General features: G+C 55.0%; 22 protein-coding genes. 6 read left to right on the top strand and 16 right to left on the bottom strand.

Annotated features, from left to right (window positions below):
* Positions 1 to 28: 28 nt before the first annotated feature.
* The 10 genes from nanQ to zapE all read right to left on the bottom strand — a co-directional run bounded on the left by nanQ (position 29) and on the right by zapE (position 8,663).
* The gene (gene nanQ, locus O1721_RS01160; protein WP_023295505.1) at positions 29 to 496 is read right to left on the bottom strand and encodes an N-acetylneuraminate anomerase; all 468 of its coding nucleotides are present in this window, start codon (positions 494 to 496) and stop codon (positions 29 to 31) included.
* Positions 496 to 1,368 (bottom strand): N-acetylmannosamine kinase, encoded by an 873-nt coding sequence (gene nanK, locus O1721_RS01165; RefSeq protein WP_015571999.1) that lies wholly within the window; start codon positions 1,366 to 1,368, stop codon positions 496 to 498. The genes nanQ and nanK overlap by 1 nt, the downstream gene beginning before the upstream one ends.
* Before the next feature lie 88 nt (positions 1,369 to 1,456).
* The gene (locus tag O1721_RS01170; protein WP_015572000.1) at positions 1,457 to 2,947 is read right to left on the bottom strand and encodes an MFS transporter; all 1,491 of its coding nucleotides are present in this window, start codon (positions 2,945 to 2,947) and stop codon (positions 1,457 to 1,459) included.
* Positions 2,948 to 3,059: 112 nt separating this feature from the next.
* Positions 3,060 to 3,953 (bottom strand): N-acetylneuraminate lyase, encoded by an 894-nt coding sequence (gene nanA, locus O1721_RS01175; RefSeq protein WP_017693901.1) that lies wholly within the window; start codon positions 3,951 to 3,953, stop codon positions 3,060 to 3,062.
* A 122-nt stretch (positions 3,954 to 4,075) separates the two neighbouring features.
* A complete protein-coding gene (gene nanR, locus O1721_RS01180; protein ID WP_017382717.1) occupies positions 4,076 to 4,858 on the bottom strand; it encodes a transcriptional regulator NanR in 783 nt (260 codons plus the stop codon).
* Positions 4,859 to 4,960: 102 nt separating this feature from the next.
* Positions 4,961 to 5,458: a ClpXP protease specificity-enhancing factor gene (gene sspB, locus O1721_RS01185; protein WP_026080566.1), complete on the bottom strand. Its 498-nt coding sequence runs from the start codon at positions 5,456 to 5,458 to the stop codon at positions 4,961 to 4,963.
* A gap of 5 nt (positions 5,459 to 5,463) precedes the next feature.
* Complete coding sequence (gene sspA / locus O1721_RS01190) at positions 5,464 to 6,102, bottom strand: stringent starvation protein SspA (protein WP_003860438.1); 639 nt, start codon at positions 6,100 to 6,102, stop codon at positions 5,464 to 5,466.
* 307 nt (positions 6,103 to 6,409) lie between these two features.
* Entirely contained in the window at positions 6,410 to 6,802 is a 393-nt protein-coding gene (gene rpsI / locus O1721_RS01195; RefSeq protein WP_003860436.1) for a 30S ribosomal protein S9, read from the bottom strand.
* 15 nt (positions 6,803 to 6,817) lie between these two features.
* On the bottom strand, positions 6,818 to 7,246 hold the full coding sequence (gene rplM / locus O1721_RS01200) for a 50S ribosomal protein L13 (protein ID WP_003860434.1): 429 nt from the start codon (positions 7,244 to 7,246) through the stop codon (positions 6,818 to 6,820).
* A 292-nt stretch (positions 7,247 to 7,538) separates the two neighbouring features.
* Positions 7,539 to 8,663, bottom strand: coding sequence for a cell division protein ZapE (gene zapE, locus O1721_RS01205; protein ID WP_017693899.1), 1,125 nt, complete (start codon positions 8,661 to 8,663; stop codon positions 7,539 to 7,541).
* Between the two features lie 189 nt (positions 8,664 to 8,852).
* Between zapE and zapG the strand changes: the two genes are divergently transcribed.
* From zapG to degS, 3 genes are all read left to right on the top strand, one after another.
* Entirely contained in the window at positions 8,853 to 9,251 is a 399-nt protein-coding gene (gene zapG, locus O1721_RS01210; RefSeq protein WP_003860432.1) for a Z-ring associated protein ZapG, read from the top strand.
* Between the two features lie 170 nt (positions 9,252 to 9,421).
* Positions 9,422 to 10,789: a serine endoprotease DegQ gene (degQ, locus tag O1721_RS01215; protein WP_023295506.1), complete on the top strand. Its 1,368-nt coding sequence runs from the start codon at positions 9,422 to 9,424 to the stop codon at positions 10,787 to 10,789.
* A 92-nt stretch (positions 10,790 to 10,881) separates the two neighbouring features.
* Positions 10,882 to 11,949, top strand: coding sequence for an outer membrane-stress sensor serine endopeptidase DegS (gene degS / locus O1721_RS01220; protein ID WP_003860430.1), 1,068 nt, complete (start codon positions 10,882 to 10,884; stop codon positions 11,947 to 11,949).
* 51 nt (positions 11,950 to 12,000) lie between these two features.
* On the opposite strand, the gene mdh is transcribed toward degS, so the two are convergent.
* A complete protein-coding gene (mdh, locus tag O1721_RS01225; RefSeq protein ID WP_003860429.1) occupies positions 12,001 to 12,939 on the bottom strand; it encodes a malate dehydrogenase in 939 nt (312 codons plus the stop codon).
* Positions 12,940 to 13,336: 397 nt separating this feature from the next.
* On the opposite strand from mdh, the gene argR reads away from it, so the two are divergent.
* The gene (gene argR / locus O1721_RS01230) at positions 13,337 to 13,807 is read left to right on the top strand and encodes a transcriptional regulator ArgR (RefSeq protein WP_003860428.1); all 471 of its coding nucleotides are present in this window, start codon (positions 13,337 to 13,339) and stop codon (positions 13,805 to 13,807) included.
* A gap of 378 nt (positions 13,808 to 14,185) precedes the next feature.
* Positions 14,186 to 14,449: a peroxide/acid stress response protein YhcN gene (gene yhcN, locus O1721_RS01235; protein ID WP_006812160.1), complete on the top strand. Its 264-nt coding sequence runs from the start codon at positions 14,186 to 14,188 to the stop codon at positions 14,447 to 14,449.
* A 59-nt stretch (positions 14,450 to 14,508) separates the two neighbouring features.
* On the opposite strand, the gene O1721_RS01240 is transcribed toward yhcN, so the two are convergent.
* The 5 genes from O1721_RS01240 to aaeX all read right to left on the bottom strand — a co-directional run bounded on the left by O1721_RS01240 (position 14,509) and on the right by aaeX (position 19,484).
* Positions 14,509 to 14,781 (bottom strand): barstar family protein, encoded by a 273-nt coding sequence (locus O1721_RS01240; RefSeq protein WP_003860424.1) that lies wholly within the window; start codon positions 14,779 to 14,781, stop codon positions 14,509 to 14,511.
* Between the two features lie 45 nt (positions 14,782 to 14,826).
* The gene (locus O1721_RS01245) at positions 14,827 to 16,281 is read right to left on the bottom strand and encodes an NAD-dependent succinate-semialdehyde dehydrogenase (RefSeq protein WP_017382714.1); all 1,455 of its coding nucleotides are present in this window, start codon (positions 16,279 to 16,281) and stop codon (positions 14,827 to 14,829) included.
* An 86-nt stretch (positions 16,282 to 16,367) separates the two neighbouring features.
* Positions 16,368 to 18,335 (bottom strand): p-hydroxybenzoic acid efflux pump subunit AaeB, encoded by a 1,968-nt coding sequence (gene aaeB, locus O1721_RS01250; RefSeq protein WP_015572008.1) that lies wholly within the window; start codon positions 18,333 to 18,335, stop codon positions 16,368 to 16,370.
* A 5-nt stretch (positions 18,336 to 18,340) separates the two neighbouring features.
* On the bottom strand, positions 18,341 to 19,273 hold the full coding sequence (gene aaeA / locus O1721_RS01255; protein WP_017382713.1) for a p-hydroxybenzoic acid efflux pump subunit AaeA: 933 nt from the start codon (positions 19,271 to 19,273) through the stop codon (positions 18,341 to 18,343).
* Between the two features lie 7 nt (positions 19,274 to 19,280).
* The gene (aaeX, locus tag O1721_RS01260) at positions 19,281 to 19,484 is read right to left on the bottom strand and encodes a p-hydroxybenzoic acid efflux pump operon protein AaeX (RefSeq protein WP_003860416.1); all 204 of its coding nucleotides are present in this window, start codon (positions 19,482 to 19,484) and stop codon (positions 19,281 to 19,283) included.
* Positions 19,485 to 19,663: 179 nt separating this feature from the next.
* Here aaeX and aaeR point away from each other — a divergent pair, with 179 nt between their 5' ends.
* Entirely contained in the window at positions 19,664 to 20,590 is a 927-nt protein-coding gene (gene aaeR / locus O1721_RS01265) for an HTH-type transcriptional activator AaeR (protein WP_003860415.1), read from the top strand.
* Positions 20,591 to 20,634 lie beyond the last annotated feature (44 nt).

Raw genomic sequence — 20,634 nt, forward strand, 5'->3', positions numbered from 1 at the left:
ATAAGCGAAGCGCCATCAGGCCTATAAACTACGTATCCAGCAAGCGGGCGCGTACCTTCACCACGACTTTCTTTATCTCGCCTGGCTCAAGGATTGCGCATCCTGGCTTATGTGGCTCTCCCGGCATAAATACGGCGCACATCCCCGGCCGGAGGGTGACACACTGTTCACCTGCAATCTCACTGCACAACTGATAATCTTCTTCAGGATGAAAATCTTCACGCTGGCGTGCCGAGCCCGTCACGCCAAAGAGGATGCGCTCTTCTCCCGTCAATAACACCTGGATATCAATATATTGCTCATGCAGTTCCGCTTTCTTCTGGTCTGGAAACTGCGTGGCAAACGTCATCACGTTCATGAAGATATCCTCACCGCGAAGCTCATAACGTCCTGCCGCTTTTTCCAGCGGACGGGCAGCCAGCGCGAGGGTTAGCGCCTCCAGAAGAACGGGATGCAACCCCGTGGAGGGAAGCGTCCGAATCTCACCAAAAAACATCATCTTTCTCCCTGAGCCAACAGCGCCGCGCCCAGTAAGCCCGCATCGTGTCGATAGTGCGCGGCGGTTAATTCAACGTGATAAACAGAAGGATGCTCCTCAAGATACGCGCGGACCCGCGCCAGATACCCTCCTGCCAGCCCGATGCTGCCGCCAATCACCACGCGCTGGCAGTCCATCACCGCTTTCGTGTCGGCAATAAGCCGCGCCAGTACCTGTGCAGAACGCTGGACCAGTTCCGCCGCCTGTTTATTTCCCTCTGCCGCGCGCGCAAAAATCGTTTTTGCATCGCATCCTGCAAGCTCTCCCCTGGCTGCGGCGGCAATACCGCGACCAGACGCGATGGCTTCCACGCACCCCACGCGACCACAGCCGCATTGCGGGCCGTTTGGATCGGCGAGCGTATGCCCAAGATGCCCAGCCAGTCCGCCGCTTCCGGTCACGAGTTTCCCGTTACTGACTACGCCGCCCCCCACGCCCGTTGAAACAGTCAGGAATACCATGTCTTTAATTTCCTTCGCACTAACGTGATATTCCGCCCATGCCGCAGCCTGAGCATCATTGATCGCCAGGGTCGGCAAACCAGCAATGTCTTCGAGCGTCTGCACCAGCGGAAAATGGTGCAATCCTCCGAGATTTTGCGGGTTAATCGCCAGCAGATTGCCGTCCTGAATGATTCCGGTTGAGGCAATGGCCGCACGCGTTGCCTGGGTCTGTAACGGCTTGACCAGCTCAGCCAGCGCCTCACGCAGTGCGTCAGGCGTCTTACTGGCGGGCGTAGGGCATTCGCGTCGCGCGTGGATCTGTAAACCGTCATCCACCAGGGCGGCGGCAAGTTTAGTTCCACCTATGTCTATCGCCAGTGTCGTCATAGCACCGCCCCGCTCGGAAATGTTTTTATCCCGTTGTGACATACCTCATCCCTTACGAATGTGCCCGGTACAGGTCCGGGCAAGCGGATTAACTTTTGCTTTTCGCTAAAGCGCTTTTATCGCCGCCAAACGGGACGGCTCCGCTGAAAGGTTTACCGTCAATAGCGTCATGCGTACGCAGGGCTTCTGGCCTGATCCAGCGCTGAACGCGGGAGGGCATATCCAGACCAATAAGCAAGATCACCACAAACGTCAGGCCAAAAGAGAGCGATCCCAGGGCCGTGCCCAGCGCCATATCCTGCGACAGCAGCGCGCCAATCACCGGGGCAATCGCGCCGCCCAACGCGCCAACGTTGTAGGTAAAGCCCAGACCCGCCGCACGCTGGTCGGTATCGAAATAGCCGCCGATGAGTTTGGGTAAGATCCCGGAGATCCCCTGCCCCAGCATCTGCTGGAAAAAGAGTAACAAGCCCAACACCCAGACATTGGCGCCGCCGATCGCAAAGACGGGAACAATCAGGAGCTGTGAGGCCAACAGGCTACAGACATAGGCCTTGCGGGTGCCAAGCCAGTCACCGAGAAAACCACCCACGCAGCAGCCTACCGCCGCACCGAAGCCGCTAAAGAACAGCACCTTCGCCACCGTTGACGGATCATAGGCCAGGTCGGTTTTCAGATAAGTGGGTAATAGCGCCTGAATCGGCCAGGAGTAGAGAAAGGCGAAGAGCACGACAACCATCAACGTGACGCCCGTCGGCCAGCGTTTACCGCTGCTTTGCACCATAAAGCTGATAAAGACGATGGCGCACAGCAGGCCGAGAATAACGACCAGCCCCGCGTTGTTGAGTTCGCCTGCAAAACAGAACCACAGCGCCGTACCGGCAAACAGCGTCATCGCCATATTGATGACGCGGTATTTGCCGCGATACAGAATATCAACCATGGTGCGCACCGGGGCTTTGCCTTCGTGCTTCGCTTTCCAGTCCTCAGCTTCCGGAATATTTTTCCGCAGCCACAGGGCAAAGACGATGGGCAGAATGCCGATAAAGAACAGCGCCCGCCAGCCCCAGACGGGCACGACAAGGCTGTAGACCTGGGCCGCAACCACGGCGCCGACGGAGAAACCGGAAATCAGAAAACCACTCGCCTTGTTGCGCAGGTGCTTTGGCCAGCTTTCAATCACATAGGTTGCGCTGGAGCCATATTCCCCCGCCATCCCCATGCCTATCACCATGCGGGCGATAAACAGGGTGACGTAACCCGGCGCAAAACCGCAGGCCAGCGTACCGCAGGAAAAGAGCACGATGCTGGTGATCATCGCCAGCTTGCGGCCATAGCGGTCGCCCATGGCGCCCAGCAGCAGGCCGCCGAACCAGCGCGATATAAAGGCCGCCGAAATCAGGCTCGCCGCTTCCACTGTCGTCAGGGCAAACTCGCTTTTTATTTCTGTCAGGACTAAGGCTATCAATACAAAATCGAAGCCATCAAGCAGATATCCCAGCCAGGCGGCGGAGAAGGCGCGCCACTGAGGACGGGTAAGATGGCGGTACCACGGGATGCTTTGGGTAGACTTACTCATTTCACTCTCCCGACGATTTCTCTGTCGTTTTGCCGGATGGCGGCTGCGCCTTATCCGGCCTACGTAGCATGTTTTTGTAGGCCGGATAAGGCGAAGCGCCCCCGGCTATGCGTTAGCGTTTTTCCGCCATTAGCTGCTCCGCCAGCGCTTTCAGCGCTGGCACGAATTTTTCATCCACAGGGGCAAACGGCTTACGGCACAGCGGCACGGATACCACGTCCATATAGTGCAGAACCGTTTTCAGACCACGGAACACCCCGGCTTTAATCAGCAGATCGATCACCGTGTTGCATTCGCTTTGCAGGCGCTGTGCGGTGGCGTTATCCCCTTCACGAACCGCTTTAGCGATCGCCTGGTAGCGCCAGCCCATAATGTTGTAGGTGCTGCCGATCCCCCCGTCCGCGCCGGCCAGCAGGCCGGAGGCGAAGATCTCGTCATAGCCGTTGTAGAGCACCAGATCCGGATGTTCACGACGGATCTGCTCCATCTGGAAGAGATCGCCGGAGGTTTGCTTCAGCGCGCCGACGCCAGGCAGCGTTACCAGCGTGTTGATCTGATCCAGCGTTAACTTAACGCCGCTTAGCGCAGGGATGTTATAAACCACCATCGGCAACCCCTCCGCGGAGTCAATAATTGCACGATAGTGGTCGCAATGTTCTTCAAAGCTAAAGGGATAGTAAAACGGTGTGACGGCGGATACAGCGTCAAAACCGACGCGGGCGGCGGCCATGGCTAACTGCTGGCTTTCCGCCGTGCTGACGCAGCCAACATGGGCGATGAGCGTGATTTTCCCCTTCGCCTCTTCCGCCACAATCTCCATCACCTGCTCTCGTTCCGAAAGGCTCTGTACAAAGGCCTCTCCCGTTGAACCGCCGACGTACAGCCCATCGATACCCTGTTCAATATTGAACCGCACCAGACGGCGCAGGCTTTCTTTATCCAGCATCTGCTCAGAGTTAAACGGGGTCAGGAGTGCGGCCATTACGCCGCGTAATTGCGTTGCCATAGTTACCTCAATCGATCGTGTGTTTGTTATAACGACATACCTTTATACCTGTTATACCAGATCAATTAAGCAGCAGTAGAATACAGAACGCTTATATTGCGATCTGCTTCACTAAAGGATCGTTATTTTTTGGCTTTTGAATGCTGGCCGAAAGCGTGCCAGGTGGCGGAGACGCTGTTAAGGTGAGTTTGCAACGCCCGATCCGCTTCATCGGGATCGCGGCGGCGGATCGCATCCACAATTGCGATATGCTGGCGATAGCTGACTTCATTATGCTGATAAAGCTCTGCGTCCGGCACTTTAGGACGCGCCGCAATTAACCAGTCAAGCAGCGCAACGTGGATCGCATTGAAGATCGGATTGCCGGGGATCTCCGCCAGCACGCGGTGAAAATCGACATCGGAACGAATAAATAGCGTGTTGTCATCCAGGGACTGGCTGTTGATCTCCAGGGCTTTCGTGAGCTGCGCAATCTGATCGTCAGTGGCATATTCTGCGGCATAACGAACAAGGCTGGATTCAAAGAACAGGCGAAGCTGCTCGAAATGGGCAATACCGCCGGGCTGGGTCAGAAAGTCTTTCGCCATTCCCGACAATTCACTGATGATGGTATCGGCAGACGGCATGGTTACGCGGGCACGTTCACCGTTGTTAATCTGCACCAGCCCTTTACGCTTTAGCGCCGCCAGCGCTTCGCGCACCGAGGGGCGACCCACGTTGAAGAACTCCATCAGTTCGCGCTCGGAGGGTAACTGCTCTCCCTGGGCAAATTCCTTCCGACGGATCATCTGCTCCAGCTCTTCTTCCACCATATCAGACAGTTTTTTGCGCGCCAGCGGCCGACGGCGCAGGCTGCGACCAATGGTTTCATCAGAGTTTTCAGCTTTAAGATCAGTCGGTTTCATTGCAGTCCGGTGCCATTGAAGGAAAACAGTTCATCATAACACAGGAAATTAGAGGGGGCGAAAAGGGACCGAAAGCAAAACAGGCCCGTCGGGCCTGTTTGTTTATTTCACAACGCGCAGTGCAGGACGACCACCGCGTGGTGGTGGCTCGTCATCCGGATCGGTGTCGTCATTATGATCGGGCTTATCGCCATCGATGACAGACATTACCGTGTCGCTTTCGCGTTCATCGGATGCCTCATCATCATTCAGGCTGGCAACCTCTTCATCATAAGCCGCTTCCGGCTCAAACATGGTGCCCGCACCGTTTTCACGGGCGTAGATAGCCAGCACAGCTGCCAGCGGCACGGAAACCTGACGCGGCACGCCGCCGAAGCGCGCATTAAAGCGCACTTCGTCGTTCGCCAGCTCCAGGTTACCCACTGCGCGTGGCGCAATATTCAGTACAATCTGTCCGTCGCGCGCGTATTCCATTGGAACCAGCACGCCCGGCAACGTCACATCCACAACCAGGTGCGGCGTGAGCTGGTTATCCAGCAGCCATTCATAGAAGGCGCGCAGCAGATACGGACGGCGTGGTGAAAGTTGTGACATTTCCACAGTCATTAGCCTCGGCCGAGACGCATTTCACGTTCCGGTTCAGTTAAAGATGCCAGGAAAGAGTCGCGCTCAAAGACGCGAGTCATGTAGCCTTTCAGCTCTTTCGCGCCAGGGCCGCTGAACTCTACGCCCAGGGTTGGCAGACGCCACAGCAACGGAGCCAGGTAGCAATCCACCAGGCTGAACTCGTCGCTCAGGAAGAAAGGCTTTTGACCAAATACCGGCGCAATCGCCAGCAGCTCTTCACGCAGCTGTTTACGTGCAGCATCCGCTTCAGAAGAGGAACCGTTGACGATAACGTTCATCAGCGAGTACCAGTCTTTCTCGATACGCTGCATGTACAGGCGGCTTTCACCACGCGCAACAGGATAAACAGGCATCAGCGGCGGATGCGGGAAACGCTCATCCAGGTATTCCATAATGATACGGGATTCCCACAGGGTCAGCTCGCGATCCACCAGCGTCGGTACGCTTTGGCTCGGGTTGAGATCGATCAGATCCTGAGGCGGGTTATCCTTTTCCACATGCTCGATCTCAAAACTGACACCCTTCTCGGCCAGCACGATACGAACCTGATGGCTATAAATGTCAGTAGGACCAGAAAACAGCGTCATTACCGAACGTTTGTTGGCAGCGACAGCCATGAAAACCTCCAGGTATATTCAGAATTTTTACTGCTACCAGCCCAACGGGGCCAGCCAGATGATGTATCGCCCATCCCAGAGAAGACACATTGTTCAAGAATCGAACAAAAATCGAGTATTCACCGATATTTGGGCAGAAAATTGGATGATAGTTTACCAGATTTTGATGGCTTTGTGGTGAGGGGATTCCGGAAATGTGGAAAAAGAGAAGATATATGAAATGTTACTGTGGATAACCTGCGCATTATCCATAAAAAAACCCGCCGAAGCGGGTTTTTCGCCAATCGTTCTGCGTAAGCAGAATGGATCAACGTTTGGAGAACTGTGGACGACGACGTGCTTTACGCAGACCCACTTTCTTACGTTCAACCTGACGAGCGTCACGAGTAACGAAGCCAGCTTTACGCAGTTCAGAACGCAGGGATTCGTCGTACTCCATCAGCGCGCGGGTGATACCGTGACGGATCGCACCTGCCTGACCGGAGATACCACCACCTTTAACGGTGATGTACAGATCCAGTTTTTCTACCATATCAACCAGTTCCAGCGGCTGGCGAACTACCATGCGGGCAGTTTCGCGACCGAAGTATTGTTCCAGAGAACGCTGGTTGATTACGATTTTACCACTGCCCGGTTTGATGAAAACGCGAGCTGCGGAACTTTTGCGGCGACCAGTGCCGTAGTATTGATTTTCAGCCATTGCCTATAATCCCGATTAGATGTCAAGAACTTGCGGTTGCTGTGCCGCGTGGTTGTGCTCGTTGCCTGCGTAAACTTTCAGTTTACGGAACATAGCACGACCCAGCGGGCCTTTTGGCAGCATGCCTTTAACCGCGATTTCAATCACACGCTCAGGACGGCGGGCAATCATCTCTTCAAAGGTCGCTTCTTTGATACCACCGATGTGGCCGGTGTGGTGGTAGTACATTTTGTCAGTACGCTTGTTGCCGGTAACAGCAACTTTGTCAGCGTTCAGAACGATGATGTAATCACCGGTATCAACGTGCGGAGTGTATTCCGCTTTATGCTTACCGCGCAGGCGACGAGCCAGTTCAGTAGCCAGACGGCCCAGAGTTTTACCGGTCGCGTCAACAACATACCAGTCGCGCTGTACGGTTTCTGGTTTAGCTGTAAAAGTTTTCATTAAAAGCTTACCCAAATAATAAGTTACACGTTGGTGAACACCCAAACGTTTAGTCAGTTGAGGTTCACACGACAAAGTCCGGCAAACCTACCCCTTCGAATAGCACATGCCGACACATAGAAAGTTTCGGGAAAAAAACCTTCTCGTAACGTGGGGTCGCAAGATTATAGAGAAGTTGAGGTCAAAGATCGACCCTTAAATGTGATTTGGAATGGGTTTTTCGGGGTCAGGTATTGTGCGGTCTGGTGCCCTCACCCCCAGCCCCTCTCCCACGGGGAGAGGGGAGCATTTATTACGGCATATGCTCACGCTTGAGGTACTCTTCGCTCTGCATCTCTTGCAGGCGCGACAGGCAGCGCTGGAACTCAAACTTCAGGCGCTCGCCCTGATAAACCTCATATAAAGGCACCTCGGCGCTGACCACCAGCTTAACGTGGCGCTCGTAAAACTCATCTACCAGCGCGATGAAGCGGCGCGCTTCGCTCTCCATGAGTGGGGTCATAACGGGCACATCCCACAACATAACGGTATGGAACAGACGCGAAAGCGCAATGTAGTCATGCTGGCTGCGGGCGTCCACGCAGAGCGTTGCAAACGAGACGGCTAGCGTCTGGTTTTCTACGCCAAGCGTCGGCAACGGACGATGATTAATCTCCAGCGCTGGCGCGTTATCCCGCGGCGCTCCCGCCAGCGCCAGCCACAGTTTATCCATCTCGCGGGCTGTGTCGGCGTTCAACGGCGAAAGCCACAGGTGTGCCTGCGTTAATGTGCGCAGTCGATAATCGACGCCGGCATCGACGTTCATGATGTCGCAGTGCTGTTTGATAGCATCAATGGCCGGCAGGAAACGCGCCCGCTGGAGACCATTGCGATAAAGCTCATCCGGCGGGATATTGGAGGTCGCCACCAGAGTGATCCCACGCGCAAACAGCGCTTTCATGAGGCCCCCCAACAGCATGGCATCCGTAATATCGGAAACAAAGAACTCGTCGAAGCAGAGCACGTCCGTTTCCGCCTTAAAGCGATCGGCCACAATGTCCAGCGGGTCGGTTTCGCCCTGGAGCGCCGTCAGCTCTTCATGGACCCGCAGCATAAAACGGTGAAAGTGCAGGCGCTGCTTACGCGTGCCGGGCAGGCTCTGGTAGAACATGTCCATCAGCCAGGTCTTACCCCGCCCAACGCCGCCCCACATATATAAGCCACGAACCGGTGCGTTTACCGTGGGCTCTTTTTTGCCCAGTAAACGGCCGAATGCCGCCTTCAGCCCACTGCTCTGCACCGCATCGGCGGGTTTCGCCAGAAGTTCCTGATAAATCGTGTCCAGGCGGTTAACCGCTTCACGCTGGACATCATCCGGCTGGTGTGTGCCCTCGCTCAGGGCCAGTTGGTAACGCGATGAAGGGGACAGGTTTTGCATGATGTTGTTGTTATTCCTTTAGTTAAACCTCACCAGCGCGCGTGGCTGATGAAAAAAAGGCCGTTCTACACTACGCGATGATACGTCAGGATTCCACTTCTGCGGAAATAGCGGTTATAGTGGCATAATCAGGCACAGGCAGGAGCCGAGCCAACACCCTACGGAACAACAAGACAACGGGAGAAGTTCATGACCTGGGAATATGCGCTAATCGGTTTAGTCGTCGGCATCATCATTGGTGCTGTGGCCATGCGTTTCGGTAACCGCAAATTGCGTCAGCAGCAGTCACTGCAATACGAACTGGAAAAGAACAAAGCCGAACTGGAAGAATATCGCGAAGAGCTGGTCAGCCACTTTGCCCGTAGCGCTGAGCTGCTGGACAACATGGCGACAGATTATCGCCAGCTCTACCAGCACATGGCGAAAAGCTCCAGCAGCCTGCTGCCGGAAATGACCGCGGAGACCAACCCCTTCCGCAATCGTCTGGCTGATTCTGAAGCCGGTAACGATCAGGCTCCGGTTCAGATGCCACGCGACTATTCAGACGGCGCGTCCGGCCTGCTGCGCGGTGGCGTAAAACGCGATTAATCGCACAACCTGAATAAATTTTACGGGCGCACCTTATGCGCCCATCCTTTCTTCCCGTCCCCAGCTATTATTTAGTCAAACACCTCATTGTTCAGCGGTTGAAAATTCAATAACATCAAGATGTTTTTGGGGCCGTTCTTTTTCATTCCAGGATACGAGAGTCAGCATCAATGAAGAAAAAAAACCAGCTGTTGAGCGCCTTAGCGTTAAGTGTCGGGTTATCTCTCTCGGCGTCCTTCCCCGCCAGTGCGGCACTGCCTTCGCAGGTGCCTGGACAAGAAGCCATTCCCAGCCTTGCGCCGATGCTTGAAAAAGTCCTGCCTGCGGTAGTCAGCGTTCAGGTGGAAGGGACGGCACGCCAAAGCCAGCGTATTCCTGAAGAGCTGAAGAAATATTTTGGCGAAGATGCGCCGGATCAGCAGGCTCAGCCGTTTGAAGGCCTGGGCTCAGGGGTGATTATCGACGCGGCTAAGGGCTATATCCTGACCAATAACCACGTGATCAGCCAGGCCGATAAAATCAGCGTTCAGCTGAACGATGGTCGGGAGTTTGACGCCAAACTGATCGGCGGTGACGATCAGAGTGATATCGCCCTGCTACAGGTGCAAAACCCCAGCAACCTGACCCAGATCGCCATTGCAGATTCCGATAAGCTGCGCGTCGGTGATTTTGCCGTCGCGGTCGGTAACCCGTTCGGTTTAGGCCAGACCGCCACCTCCGGGATTGTCTCCGCCCTGGGGCGCAGCGGCCTGAATCTCGAAGGGCTGGAAAACTTCATCCAGACCGATGCCTCCATCAACCGGGGCAACTCCGGCGGTGCGCTGCTTAATCTGAACGGCGAGCTGATCGGCATCAACACCGCTATCCTCGCGCCAGGCGGCGGCAGCATCGGGATTGGTTTTGCCATTCCGAGTAACATGGCGAAAACCCTGTCTCAACAGCTGATTCAATTTGGCGAGGTTAAGCGCGGTCTGCTGGGCATCAAAGGCATGGAGATGAGCGCCGATATCGCCAAAGCCTTTAAGCTCAACGTCCAGCGCGGGGCGTTTGTCAGCGAAGTGCTGCCCAACTCAGGCTCTGCGAAAGCGGGCGTGAAATCCGGCGACATTATTGTCAGCCTGAACGATAAACCGCTGAGCAGCTTCGCTGAATTACGATCACGTATTGCCACCACGGAGCCGGGCGCTAAAGTGAAGCTGGGCCTGATCCGTGAGGGCAAACCGCTGACTGTGGAAGTGACGCTGGACAAGAGCACCTCCTCTTCCGCCAGCGCAGAACAGATCTCCCCGGCTCTACAGGGCGCTACGCTGAGCGACGGTCAGCTTAAAAACGGCACGAAAGGCATTTCTGTCACTACCGTTGAGAAGAGCAGCCCGGCCGCGCAGGCAGGTTTACATCAGGACGACGTGATCGTGGGCGTGAACCGCACTCGCGTGCAGTCTATTGCCGAAATGCGTAAGGTGCTGGAGAGTAAACCGGCGGTCATTGCCCTGCAAATTATCCGTGGCAACGACACCCTCTACATTTTACTGCGTTAACCATTTGCGACTCCGGACATCGCCGCTGCGTGTGATGTCCGGATAACTCATGTTATGCTGCAAACCGTTCCTTTTTTAACGACACACGCATCATGCTTTTAAAGCTCTTTCGTTCAATTGTCATTGGTTTGATCGTTGCCGGTCTGCTGCTGGTGGCTATGCCATCTTTACGCCAGTTCAACAAACTGTCGGCTCCTCAGTTCGACAGCACGGATGAAACGCCTGCGACGTACAATCAGGCGGTACGCCGTGCCGCCCCCGCCGTGGTTAACGTCTATAACCGCGGGCTTAACAGTTCCGCTCATAACCAGCTGGAGATCCGCACGCTCGGTTCCGGTGTGATCATGGATGACCGGGGCTACATCATCACCAATAAACACGTCATTAACGATGCCGACCAGATTATCGTCGCCTTACAGGATGGCCGCGTGTTTGAAGCCCTGCTGGTGGGGTCGGACAGCCTTACCGACCTGGCGGTGCTGAAGATCAACGCCACGGGCGGTCTGCCGACAATCCCGATTAATCGCAAACGCACGCCGCACATCGGCGATGTGGTGCTGGCGATCGGTAACCCGTACAACCTGGGCCAGACCATCACTCAGGGGATCATCAGCGCGACCGGTCGTATCGGCCTGAACCCGTCAGGGCGGCAGAACTTCCTGCAAACCGATGCCTCGATCAACCACGGTAACTCCGGCGGTGCGCTGGTGAACTCTCTGGGCGAACTGATGGGCATTAACACCCTCTCCTTCGACAAGAGCAACGACGGCGAAACGCCGGAAGGGATTGGCTTTGCCATTCCGTTCCAGCTGGCGACCAAGATCATGGACAAGCTGATCCGTGATGGCCGCGTGATCCGTGGCTACATCGGTATTGGCGGGCGTGAAATCGCGCCGATGCATACGCAGGGCGGTGGTATCGATCAGATCCAGGGGATTGTGGTCAACGAAGTGGCGCCTGGCGGCCCGGCGGCCAACGCAGGTATCCAGGTGAACGACGTTATCCTTTCCGTCAACGGTACGCCAGCGGTCTCTGCGCTGGAAACCATGGACCAGGTGGCTGAGATTCGCCCGGGCTCCATCATCCCTGTTGAAGTCATGCGTAATGACAAGAAGCTGACGATTCAGGTCACCATCCAGGAATACCCGGCCACTAACTGACGGGCATAAAAAAACGGAGCTTAACGCTCCGTTTTTTTTACCGGGATAAGATCACTTGTTAACGAACTCTTCGCCCAGCGTAATGTCTTTCTTCAGCGTATCCAGCATGCCTTCCATCGCGTTTTGCTCAAACGCGCTCAGCGTGCCGATAGACTTACGCTCTTCAACACCGTTTTTACCCAGCAGCAGCGGCTGAGAGAAGAAGCGCGCGTGTTCACCGTCGCCTTCAACATAGGCGCATTCAACAACGCCTTTTTCGCCCTGCAACGCGCGAACCAGAGACAGGCCGAAACGTGCCGCCGCCTGGCCCATAGACAGGGTTGCAGAACCGCCACCCGCCTTCGCTTCCACCACTTCGGTGCCTGCGTTCTGAATACGTTTGGTCAGGTCAGCCACTTCCTGCTCGGTGAAGCTCACGCCCGGGATCTGCGACAGCAGAGGCAGGATGGTCACGCCAGAATGACCGCCGATAACCGGCACTTCCACTTCCGTTGGCTGCTTGCCTTTCAGCTCAGCCACGAAGGTATTGGAGCGGATGATATCCAGCGTAGTTACGCCGAACAGTTTGTTCTTGTCGTAAACGCCCGCTTTCTTCAGCACTTCTGCTGCGATAGCAACGGTGGTGTTCACCGGGTTGGTGATGATCCCGATGCACGCTTTCGGGCAGGTTTCAGCAATCTGCTGAACCAGGTTTTTCACGATGCCCGCGTTGACGTTGAACAGGTCTGAACGATCCATACCCGGTTTACGCGCAACACCCGCGGAGATCAGCACCACGTCGGCACCCTGCAACGCAGGACGCGCATCTTCACCGGAGAAGCCTTTGATTTTCACAGCTGTCGGGATGTGGCTCAGGTCAACCGCCACACCTGGGGTTACCGGAGCAATATCGTACAGGGAGAGTTCTGAGCCTGAAGGCAGTTGGGTTTTCAGTAGTAGGGCAAGCGCCTGGCCGATACCACCAGCAGCGCCGAGGACTGCGACTTTCATCCTAAACTCCTTATTATGGTTAACTTAAGTATCTGTAACTCCGTTGCGGCGACCATAATTCAGCACGTCATTAATTACAATTTTCATCGCTAAAGAATTTGAGGTCGCACGTCTTTCGCCTTCACCTGAATACTATCGGGATGCAGGCAACAACGAATTAAGAGGGGGTTACAATACACCCTGCCACGCCACCAAAACAACATCATTTTGATAACATTTAATTTACTTTTAAGCTTATTTGCGCGGCGTGACCCAGGCATGTTTTCCGATAACGAAATCTGATAAAATCTCTCCCTTTCATAACATTATTTCAGCCTGGTGCCAGGTAGATAATTTGCATAAAAATTCATCCACATGCATAATAATGTTGTTTCTATCGTCATATTCCGGGTGACTTATGCGAAGCTCGTCTAAGCAAGAAGAATTAGTGAAGGCGTTTAAAGCGCTACTCAAAGAAGAGAAATTCAGTTCTCAGGGAGAAATTGTTCAGGCGTTGCAGGAACAAGGCTTCGACAACATCAACCAGTCGAAGGTCTCTCGCATGTTAACCAAGTTTGGTGCGGTGCGTACGCGCAACGCCAAAATGGAAATGGTTTATTGCCTGCCTGCTGAACTTGGCGTGCCAACGACCTCCAGCCCGCTGAAAAACCTGGTTCTGGACATCGACTATAACGATGCCGTGGTCGTGATCCACACCAGCCCGGGCGCAGCCCAGCTGATTGCCCGCCTGCTGGACTCGCTGGGTAAAGCAGAGGGGATCCTCGGGACCATCGCCGGCGATGACACCATTTTTACCACCCCGGCAAATGGTTTCTCGGTGAAAGACCTCTACGAAGCGATTCTGGTCCTGTTCGAACAGGAGCTGTAATTGTCTGCCCCGTAGCGCCTGGCTGCGGGGATCATTCTGCTTTTACCGCGTTTTACCCTGCTTTTCTCTGCCTGCTACTTTTGCAAATAGTGCTTTTTACCGCCTGTTAACATTCATTCAGTTAATGATCTGCCGCAAAATCGCACAAAAAATCAAATTACCATACCCATTTGATTTAAATAAGAAAAAACCACAAACCTCGCATTGTGACGCCCTTTTTTATGCATTCTCGTTATAAAAAATGAATTTTTTAACGCGTAATAACAGACGAAACCATTAGTCTGGTATTAATTTTTTGCGTGATTAGTGTATACTTGATTTTGTGATGAGGGTCACAGAACAAAGACCCCAGTAAAATAATTGACGAGGTAAATAATCATGAAAATTAAAACCACTGTAGCTGCCCTGAGCGTACTGTCAGTCCTGTCATTCGGTGCGTTTGCAGCCGACACCATCAATGCTGAACAGGCACAATCCCGTCAGGCTATCGGGACTGTTTCTGTTGGCGCCATCGGTACGTCTCCGATGGACATGCACGAAATGCTGAACAAAAAAGCGGAAGAACAGGGTGCGTCATCCTATCGCATCATCGAAGCGCGCAGTGGCGACCACTGGCACGCTACCGCAGAACTGTACAAATAAACCCTCGTCGTATCTCATCATACGACTTGCCCCTGACCTCCCGGTCAGGGGCTTTTTTATCACTGGCGCACGTTGAAACGCAGTTGCCCTTCCAGCTCCTCCTCCGCTTCATCAAACAATAAAATCAATGCACCAAAGCGTCTGCGTAGTTTTTCAGGCAGATGGGTAAATTCGATTTCCAGCGGTAACGGCAGACGATCGCCGGTAACCACATCCCACAGCATATCAAGATTGCTTACGCTGCCCCGCTCCAGGTCGAACGCCCGAATAAACTCGCGATAGAAGTCTTCCTGACTCTCAATTTCGTCAAAATCAAAGGTATAAATTTTCATTGCCAGCCACCCGGTACAGGCGGGCGGCAAATGCCGCCCTGTCTATTATAATCCCCCGATATGCAGGGTTTTGACTTCCAGAAACTCCTCCAGCCCCAGCACGGACCCTTCGCGGCCCAGCCCGGACTCTTTTACGCCCCCAAACGGACCCAGCTCGGTCGAGACCGCACATTCATTAATTCCGATCATGCCGCTCTCAATGGCCTGCGAGACGCGGAACACGCGCGAGAGATTCTGGGTATAAAAGTAGGCTGCCAGCCCGTAAGGCGTATTGTTAGCGCGCATAACCACTTCGTCTTCCGACGTGAAGCGGAAGCAGGCGGCAACGGGACCAAAGGTCTCCTCTTCTGCCAGCTTCATGCCTTCATGGCAGTCACCGAGTACGGTTGGCATCCAGAAGTTGCCGCCAAGTTCGTGCGGTTTACCCCCAGCCAGCACCGTGGCGCCCTTCGCTACCGCATCTTCGACGTGCTCACGGACTTTTTCGACAGCCGAAGGCTCAATCAGCGGGCCGACAACGACGCCCTCGTCCAGACCGTTCCCCACCTTCAGCGCCTTCACCGCATCGGCAAGTTGATTGACAAACTTGTCATAGACCGTCTCCTGAATATAGAAACGGTTTACGCTGACGCAGACCTGCCCAGCGTTACGGAACTTATTGGCGATCGCGCCTTTGACGGCGGCCTCAATATCCGCGTCCTCGAAAACGATATATGGCGCATTACCGCCCAGCTCCATCGATACCTTTTTCATGGTCTCTGCGGAATTGCGAACCAGCGTTTTCCCGACGGCGGTTGATCCGGTAAACGAGATTTTGCGCACGTCATGGCTGGCCATAATGGCGTCACTAATTTCTGAGGTGCTCCCCGCGACCGCATTCAGCACACCATCCGGCACACCGGCCTGCTTCGCCAGCGTCAGCAGCGCAAAGGCGCTCAGCGGCGTGTTGTTTGCAGGCTTGATGACGCCGGTACATCCTGCTGCCAGCGCCGGGCCGAGCTTACGGGTGAGCATGGCCATCGGGAAATTCCATGGCGTGATAGCAGCAACCACCCCGACAGGTTCACGAGTGGCCAGAATACGGGAGCCGGGTTTAACCGGAGGAATGATTTCACCGTTGGCGCGCTTGGCCTGCTCGGCAAACCACTGAATGAAGCTGGCAGCGTAGTCCACCTCACCTTCAGCCTCTTTCAGCGGCTTGCCCTGCTCGGTAGTCATCAGTCGCCCGAGCCAGCTTTTATTCTCGATAATCAGTTCATACCAGCGATAGAGGATCGTGGAGCGCTCTTTTGCCGTTTTTGCGCGCCATGCGGGAAAGGCCTTCGTCGCGGCCGCAATGGCCTCTTCGGTTTCGGCTTTCCCTGCTTTCGCCACTTTCGCGACCACCTCGCCCGTGGCCGGGTTTAGCACATCAAACGTGGTGTCGAGTGTTTTCCAGATACCGTTAACCAGATACCCGGTCTGAAAAAGGATACTGTCCTGAAGAGCCTGGGTTGTCATGTGTCCTCCCTTCCTGAATGTTTGAACCTGCAAGAATAAGTATAGCCACAAAAAAACCGACGCTTTTGGCGTCGGTTTTCTCTTCGTTAGCTGTCTGTCAGCGCATTCTGGTAGCGGTGCAGCATAAACACCAGCCGCTCTACCGGCTCGGTAACCTGCGGCGGCGCTTCCCAGATCCGCAGTTTCTCCTGGTAGATATCCAGTTCCTCCAGCAGTTGCTTAAAGTAGCGGCGACGTTTGTCATCACTGGATGCCGATATCACATGGTCCGCCGTTCGCCGTAGCTGGCGGTGGTAGGCGGACAAATCGTCGTTGATCGGCACTGGCGCGTTCCGCAGACGCTGGTGCGCGATAATCATGGTTAACGCCAGGCGGAAGCGGGCGACATCGCCCGGGAATTTATTCAGCAACAGGAACAGCTGTTGATAGAGCGCCGGCAGGTGGTTCTCCTTGCGCCGCGCGGTGTTGGTAGTCAATGACGATACGGCGGCCGACACAAACTGATTCAGCAGCACACGCCCTGTCCGCGCCTGAGAGTTATCCCGCACCAGCAGGATCACCATCATCGCCAGGAAACAGCCCACCAGCTGACCTAATGCGCTATCCAGGAACTGGCTGAAATGGAAGGTCATCGGGTTATCCAGCACGATGATGTTAATCGTGCTCGCCAGCGCACCCAACGATCCCAGACGGCGTTTTTGTACCTCAATCCCGATAAAGAACGCCATCACCGCCAGGCTGATGCAGAGCAAAAGCATGCTTTGCTGCGTCGAGGGAATAATCACCAGGAAGTAGAGCGCACCAATGGGTAACGCCGCAATGGTGCCGTACAGAAAATCGATCGCGACCATGCGCGGGTTGGGCAGACGCATCGCCAGCGCGGTGACGACGGCAATCATCACCATCGCGCCGCTGCCGGACGTCCAGCCGGTCCACAGCCAGAACAGCGTGCCGAGTATACAAGCCAGGGTGGTACGCCAGAAATTAACCATCGCATGGTGGCGCTCGGCGGACTCCGGTTTGATCACCACTTCGCCCTGCAATACCTCTTCTTCCGCCGCACTGATTTTGGTGTTGCTAATCACGCCGCGTTTCAGGAGCAGGTAGCGCGTTGCGGCGCCTACCCAGGTATAAATGGTGACTGGCGTATCCCGTTCTCCTGTCCAGGCAATCACACGACGCATGCGTTTAAGCTGTCGATGCACGTCCTGCACCGTCTCCACGGGCTCATCAAACAGTTCGCGGAAAGTATCCGTTACCACTTCGGGGCGGGTGTTCTGAATCAGGTAGGTTTCACACGCCTGGGTGATCAGCGTTAACGAGACGGTATTGATCGCTTTCAGACGACGATTGGCCCGCTCCCAGCGGGAAGACTCCATGTTGAGATTACTGCGCATCCCTTCCAGCGCCTGCGTGCGGCGCACCAGCGCGCTCCAGGCCTTGTCGACCTCTTCGCTGTCGCCGTGCTTAATGCACAGCTGCATAAGCTGGTACTGAGCAACAATCAGCGCGTCCAGCTCACGATCGACTTCCTGCTTGATGGATCGCGGAGAGAAGAGCAGATCTGCGACAATCGCGCAGACGATACCAATGACAATCTCGCTACAACGTTCGACGGCGAACTGCGGAGCAAGCAGCGGTTCACTCTGAATGGTGATGATAATAATCAGCGCGGTATATCCCGCCAGGCCCCAGGCGTACGAGTTCTCCACCTTCACCAGCGAAGAGACCCAGGTGCAAAAACCCGCCCAGATACAGCACACAATCAGCATCAGCAGCGGCGTACGGATCATCAGGATGATAATGGTCAGAGCGGCGATACAGCCGATAAAGGTGCCGATAATACGCAGCATCCCGCGATAGCGAATTGCCCCGGAGTAAGGTTCGCCACCCGCCGCGAAGGCAGGACCGGCGGCGACGATCGCGGCGGTCAGAACGGCCCAGCGCGGTGTTTCAAGCTGGAAATGGAAGCCAACAAACAGCGCCAGCACAATGGCGCATGCCAGCTTCACGGCGAAGCGGATGTGCTGGCTGGCGATGGAAAAAATGCCCATAGCGATCAACCAAACTCGCGCAGGCGATGGGCGATTTGACGGAAGATAGAATCCTGGCTGGCATCACGGTCTTTTTCACCCGTGATCACCACCGTCGCGGTGGTGCCTGCGGGCCAGAGGTTGCTCTGCTGCTCATCCAGACGAATGCGTACCGGTACGCGCTGCGCCAGGCGAACCCACTCGAGGTTAGAATCGACGGTCGCCATCCCTTTTGTATCATTGGTACTGCTGGAGTTGGTCACCCCCGCGGCCACGCTGTCCACGGTTCCCTTCAGGACCCGGTTGCTGCCGAGCGGCGTGATTTCGGCGCGATAGCCCGGACGCACGCCTTCCAGCTTGGTCTCTTCCATATAGGCGAGGACGTAGAAGGAGTTCTGTTTCACCAGCGCCACGGCAGTTGAGCCGCGCGTGATAAACTCACCCGCATAGACGTTGAGGTTGGTCACCCAGCCATCGGACGGCGCGCGGATAACGGTACGTTCCAGATCGAGCTTCGCCAGATCGCGCGTCGCCTGCGCTTTTGCCAGCTGATGCAGCACGGTTTGCAGCACGTTATTAGACTGGTCAATCTCTTCCCGGGACATAGCCTGGATGCCCAGCTTGTTACGGCGACCTGCTTCACGGCGTTTTTCAGCGGCCAGCGCGTTGTAATACGCCACGTCGGCTTCCGCTTCTTCCAGCGCTTTTTGATAGCGCGGCTGGTCGATGGTGAACAGCACCTGATCTTTTTTCACCAGTTGGTTATCGTGGACGTTGACCGCCGTAATGAGACCGGCGACATCGGGCGCTATCGCGACCACCTCCGCGCTGAAACGCGCATCGCGCGTCCACGGGGATTCGGTGTAATAAACCCAGGCGCGAAAAATAGCGATGAACGCCAGGATGACCAGCGCCATAGTGATGGCAGTGCGGGAGATTTTTCTTGTTAGCGTTTTCACATCAACCTCAGACAAACATGCGCGATATTAAATAGAACAGGCAGCAATACAGCGCGGTATTGAACAATGCAGGATGCCAGACGAAATCATAAATCCCGGTAGGGACCAGCACCTTGCGCACCAGCCAGAAGATCGCCAGTGATAAAAGAAGCTCGAAAAATATCGGTGGGAACGACAAACCGAACACCACGATAACGGGAAACAGACTCATGTTGACCTTGATTAAAGAGAGTGCAGGTTACTGGATTTTTAAGCTCGCGCCGCCGCAGGAGAGCAAGAATTGCCGGGCGAGAGTGGCGCAGCCGTTATGTAATTAATAATATATTAACGTAACTGTTATGCTGTTATCTATCATATGTGATCTAAATCACTTTTAAGCCAGAGTGAATAATGGAACGTCTAAAACGCATGTCCGTCTTTGCGAAAGTGGTTGAGCAAGGCTCTTTTACCGCCGCAGCACGTCAGCTACAAATGAGCGTCTCATCCATTAGCCAGACAGTGTCAAAACTGGAAGATGAGCTCCAGGTGAAGCTGCTCAACCGCAGCACCCGCAGCATTGGGCTGACGGAAGCGGGTAAAATTTACTATCAGGGCTGCCGTCGAATGCTGCATGAGGTGCAGGATGTTCACGAGCAGCTCTATGCCTTTAACAACACGCCTATCGGCACGCTGCGTATCGGTTGTTCTTCAACTATGGCACAAAATGTTCTCGCTGCCATGACGGCGGAAATGCTGAAAGAGTATCCCGGTTTAACCGTTAATCTGGTAACGGGCATTCCGGCACCGGACCTGATTGCCGATGGGTTAGACGTGGTGATCCGCGTTGGCGCGTTGCAGGACTCGAGCCTATTCTCGCGTCGACTGGGCAGCATGCCGATGGTGGTCTGCGCTTCGAAAAGCTATCTGGCACAGTATGGCGTGCCGGAAAAACCTGCCGACCTGAGCAACCACTCGTGGCTGGAATACAGCGTTCGGCCAGATAACGAATTTGAACTGATCGCGCCGGAAGGGCTTTCCACTAAACTGCTGCCTGAAGGCCGCTTCGTGACCAACGATCCGATGACCATCTCACGCTGGCTGGTGGCCGGGGCCGGGATCGCCTACGTACCGCTGATGTGGGTGATCAACGAGATCAACAGTGGCGTGCTGGAGATCCTCTTCCCGCGCTACCAGTCCGATCCGCGTCCGGTGTACGCGCTCTATACCGAAAAGGACAAGCTGCCGCTGAAGGTGCAGGTCTGTATTAACTATCTGACGGACTATTTTGTGGAAGTGGCGGAGCTGTTTCAGGGCATGCGAGGTAGAAGGAAAGAGTAGGCTTTTCCCCTCTCCCCGTTGGGGAGAGGGTTAGAGTGCGGGGG

Source organism: Enterobacter cloacae complex sp. HYC033_NIDB (assembly GCF_056673335.1).

Bases quoted from the DNA above. Each gene is read 5' to 3' on its own strand.
- nanQ (WP_023295505.1), bottom strand. From the start codon at position 496: ATGTTTTTTGGTGAGATTCGGACGCTTCCCTCCACGGGGTTGCATCCC.
- nanK (WP_015571999.1), bottom strand. From the start codon at position 1,368: ATGACGACACTGGCGATAGACATAGGTGGAACTAAACTTGCCGCCGCC.
- O1721_RS01170 (WP_015572000.1), bottom strand. From the start codon at position 2,947: ATGAGTAAGTCTACCCAAAGCATCCCGTGGTACCGCCATCTTACCCGT.
- nanA (WP_017693901.1), bottom strand. From the start codon at position 3,953: ATGGCAACGCAATTACGCGGCGTAATGGCCGCACTCCTGACCCCGTTT.
- nanR (WP_017382717.1), bottom strand. From the start codon at position 4,858: ATGAAACCGACTGATCTTAAAGCTGAAAACTCTGATGAAACCATTGGT.
- sspA (WP_003860438.1), bottom strand. From the start codon at position 6,102: ATGGCTGTCGCTGCCAACAAACGTTCGGTAATGACGCTGTTTTCTGGT.
- rpsI (WP_003860436.1), bottom strand. From the start codon at position 6,802: ATGGCTGAAAATCAATACTACGGCACTGGTCGCCGCAAAAGTTCCGCA.
- rplM (WP_003860434.1), bottom strand. From the start codon at position 7,246: ATGAAAACTTTTACAGCTAAACCAGAAACCGTACAGCGCGACTGGTAT.
- zapE (WP_017693899.1), bottom strand. From the start codon at position 8,663: ATGCAAAACCTGTCCCCTTCATCGCGTTACCAACTGGCCCTGAGCGAG.
- zapG (WP_003860432.1), top strand. From the start codon at position 8,853: ATGACCTGGGAATATGCGCTAATCGGTTTAGTCGTCGGCATCATCATT.
- degQ (WP_023295506.1), top strand. From the start codon at position 9,422: ATGAAGAAAAAAAACCAGCTGTTGAGCGCCTTAGCGTTAAGTGTCGGG.
- degS (WP_003860430.1), top strand. From the start codon at position 10,882: ATGCTTTTAAAGCTCTTTCGTTCAATTGTCATTGGTTTGATCGTTGCC.
- mdh (WP_003860429.1), bottom strand. From the start codon at position 12,939: ATGAAAGTCGCAGTCCTCGGCGCTGCTGGTGGTATCGGCCAGGCGCTT.
- argR (WP_003860428.1), top strand. From the start codon at position 13,337: ATGCGAAGCTCGTCTAAGCAAGAAGAATTAGTGAAGGCGTTTAAAGCG.
- yhcN (WP_006812160.1), top strand. From the start codon at position 14,186: ATGAAAATTAAAACCACTGTAGCTGCCCTGAGCGTACTGTCAGTCCTG.
- O1721_RS01240 (WP_003860424.1), bottom strand. From the start codon at position 14,781: ATGAAAATTTATACCTTTGATTTTGACGAAATTGAGAGTCAGGAAGAC.
- O1721_RS01245 (WP_017382714.1), bottom strand. From the start codon at position 16,281: ATGACAACCCAGGCTCTTCAGGACAGTATCCTTTTTCAGACCGGGTAT.
- aaeB (WP_015572008.1), bottom strand. From the start codon at position 18,335: ATGGGCATTTTTTCCATCGCCAGCCAGCACATCCGCTTCGCCGTGAAG.
- aaeX (WP_003860416.1), bottom strand. From the start codon at position 19,484: ATGAGTCTGTTTCCCGTTATCGTGGTGTTCGGTTTGTCGTTCCCACCG.
- aaeR (WP_003860415.1), top strand. From the start codon at position 19,664: ATGGAACGTCTAAAACGCATGTCCGTCTTTGCGAAAGTGGTTGAGCAA.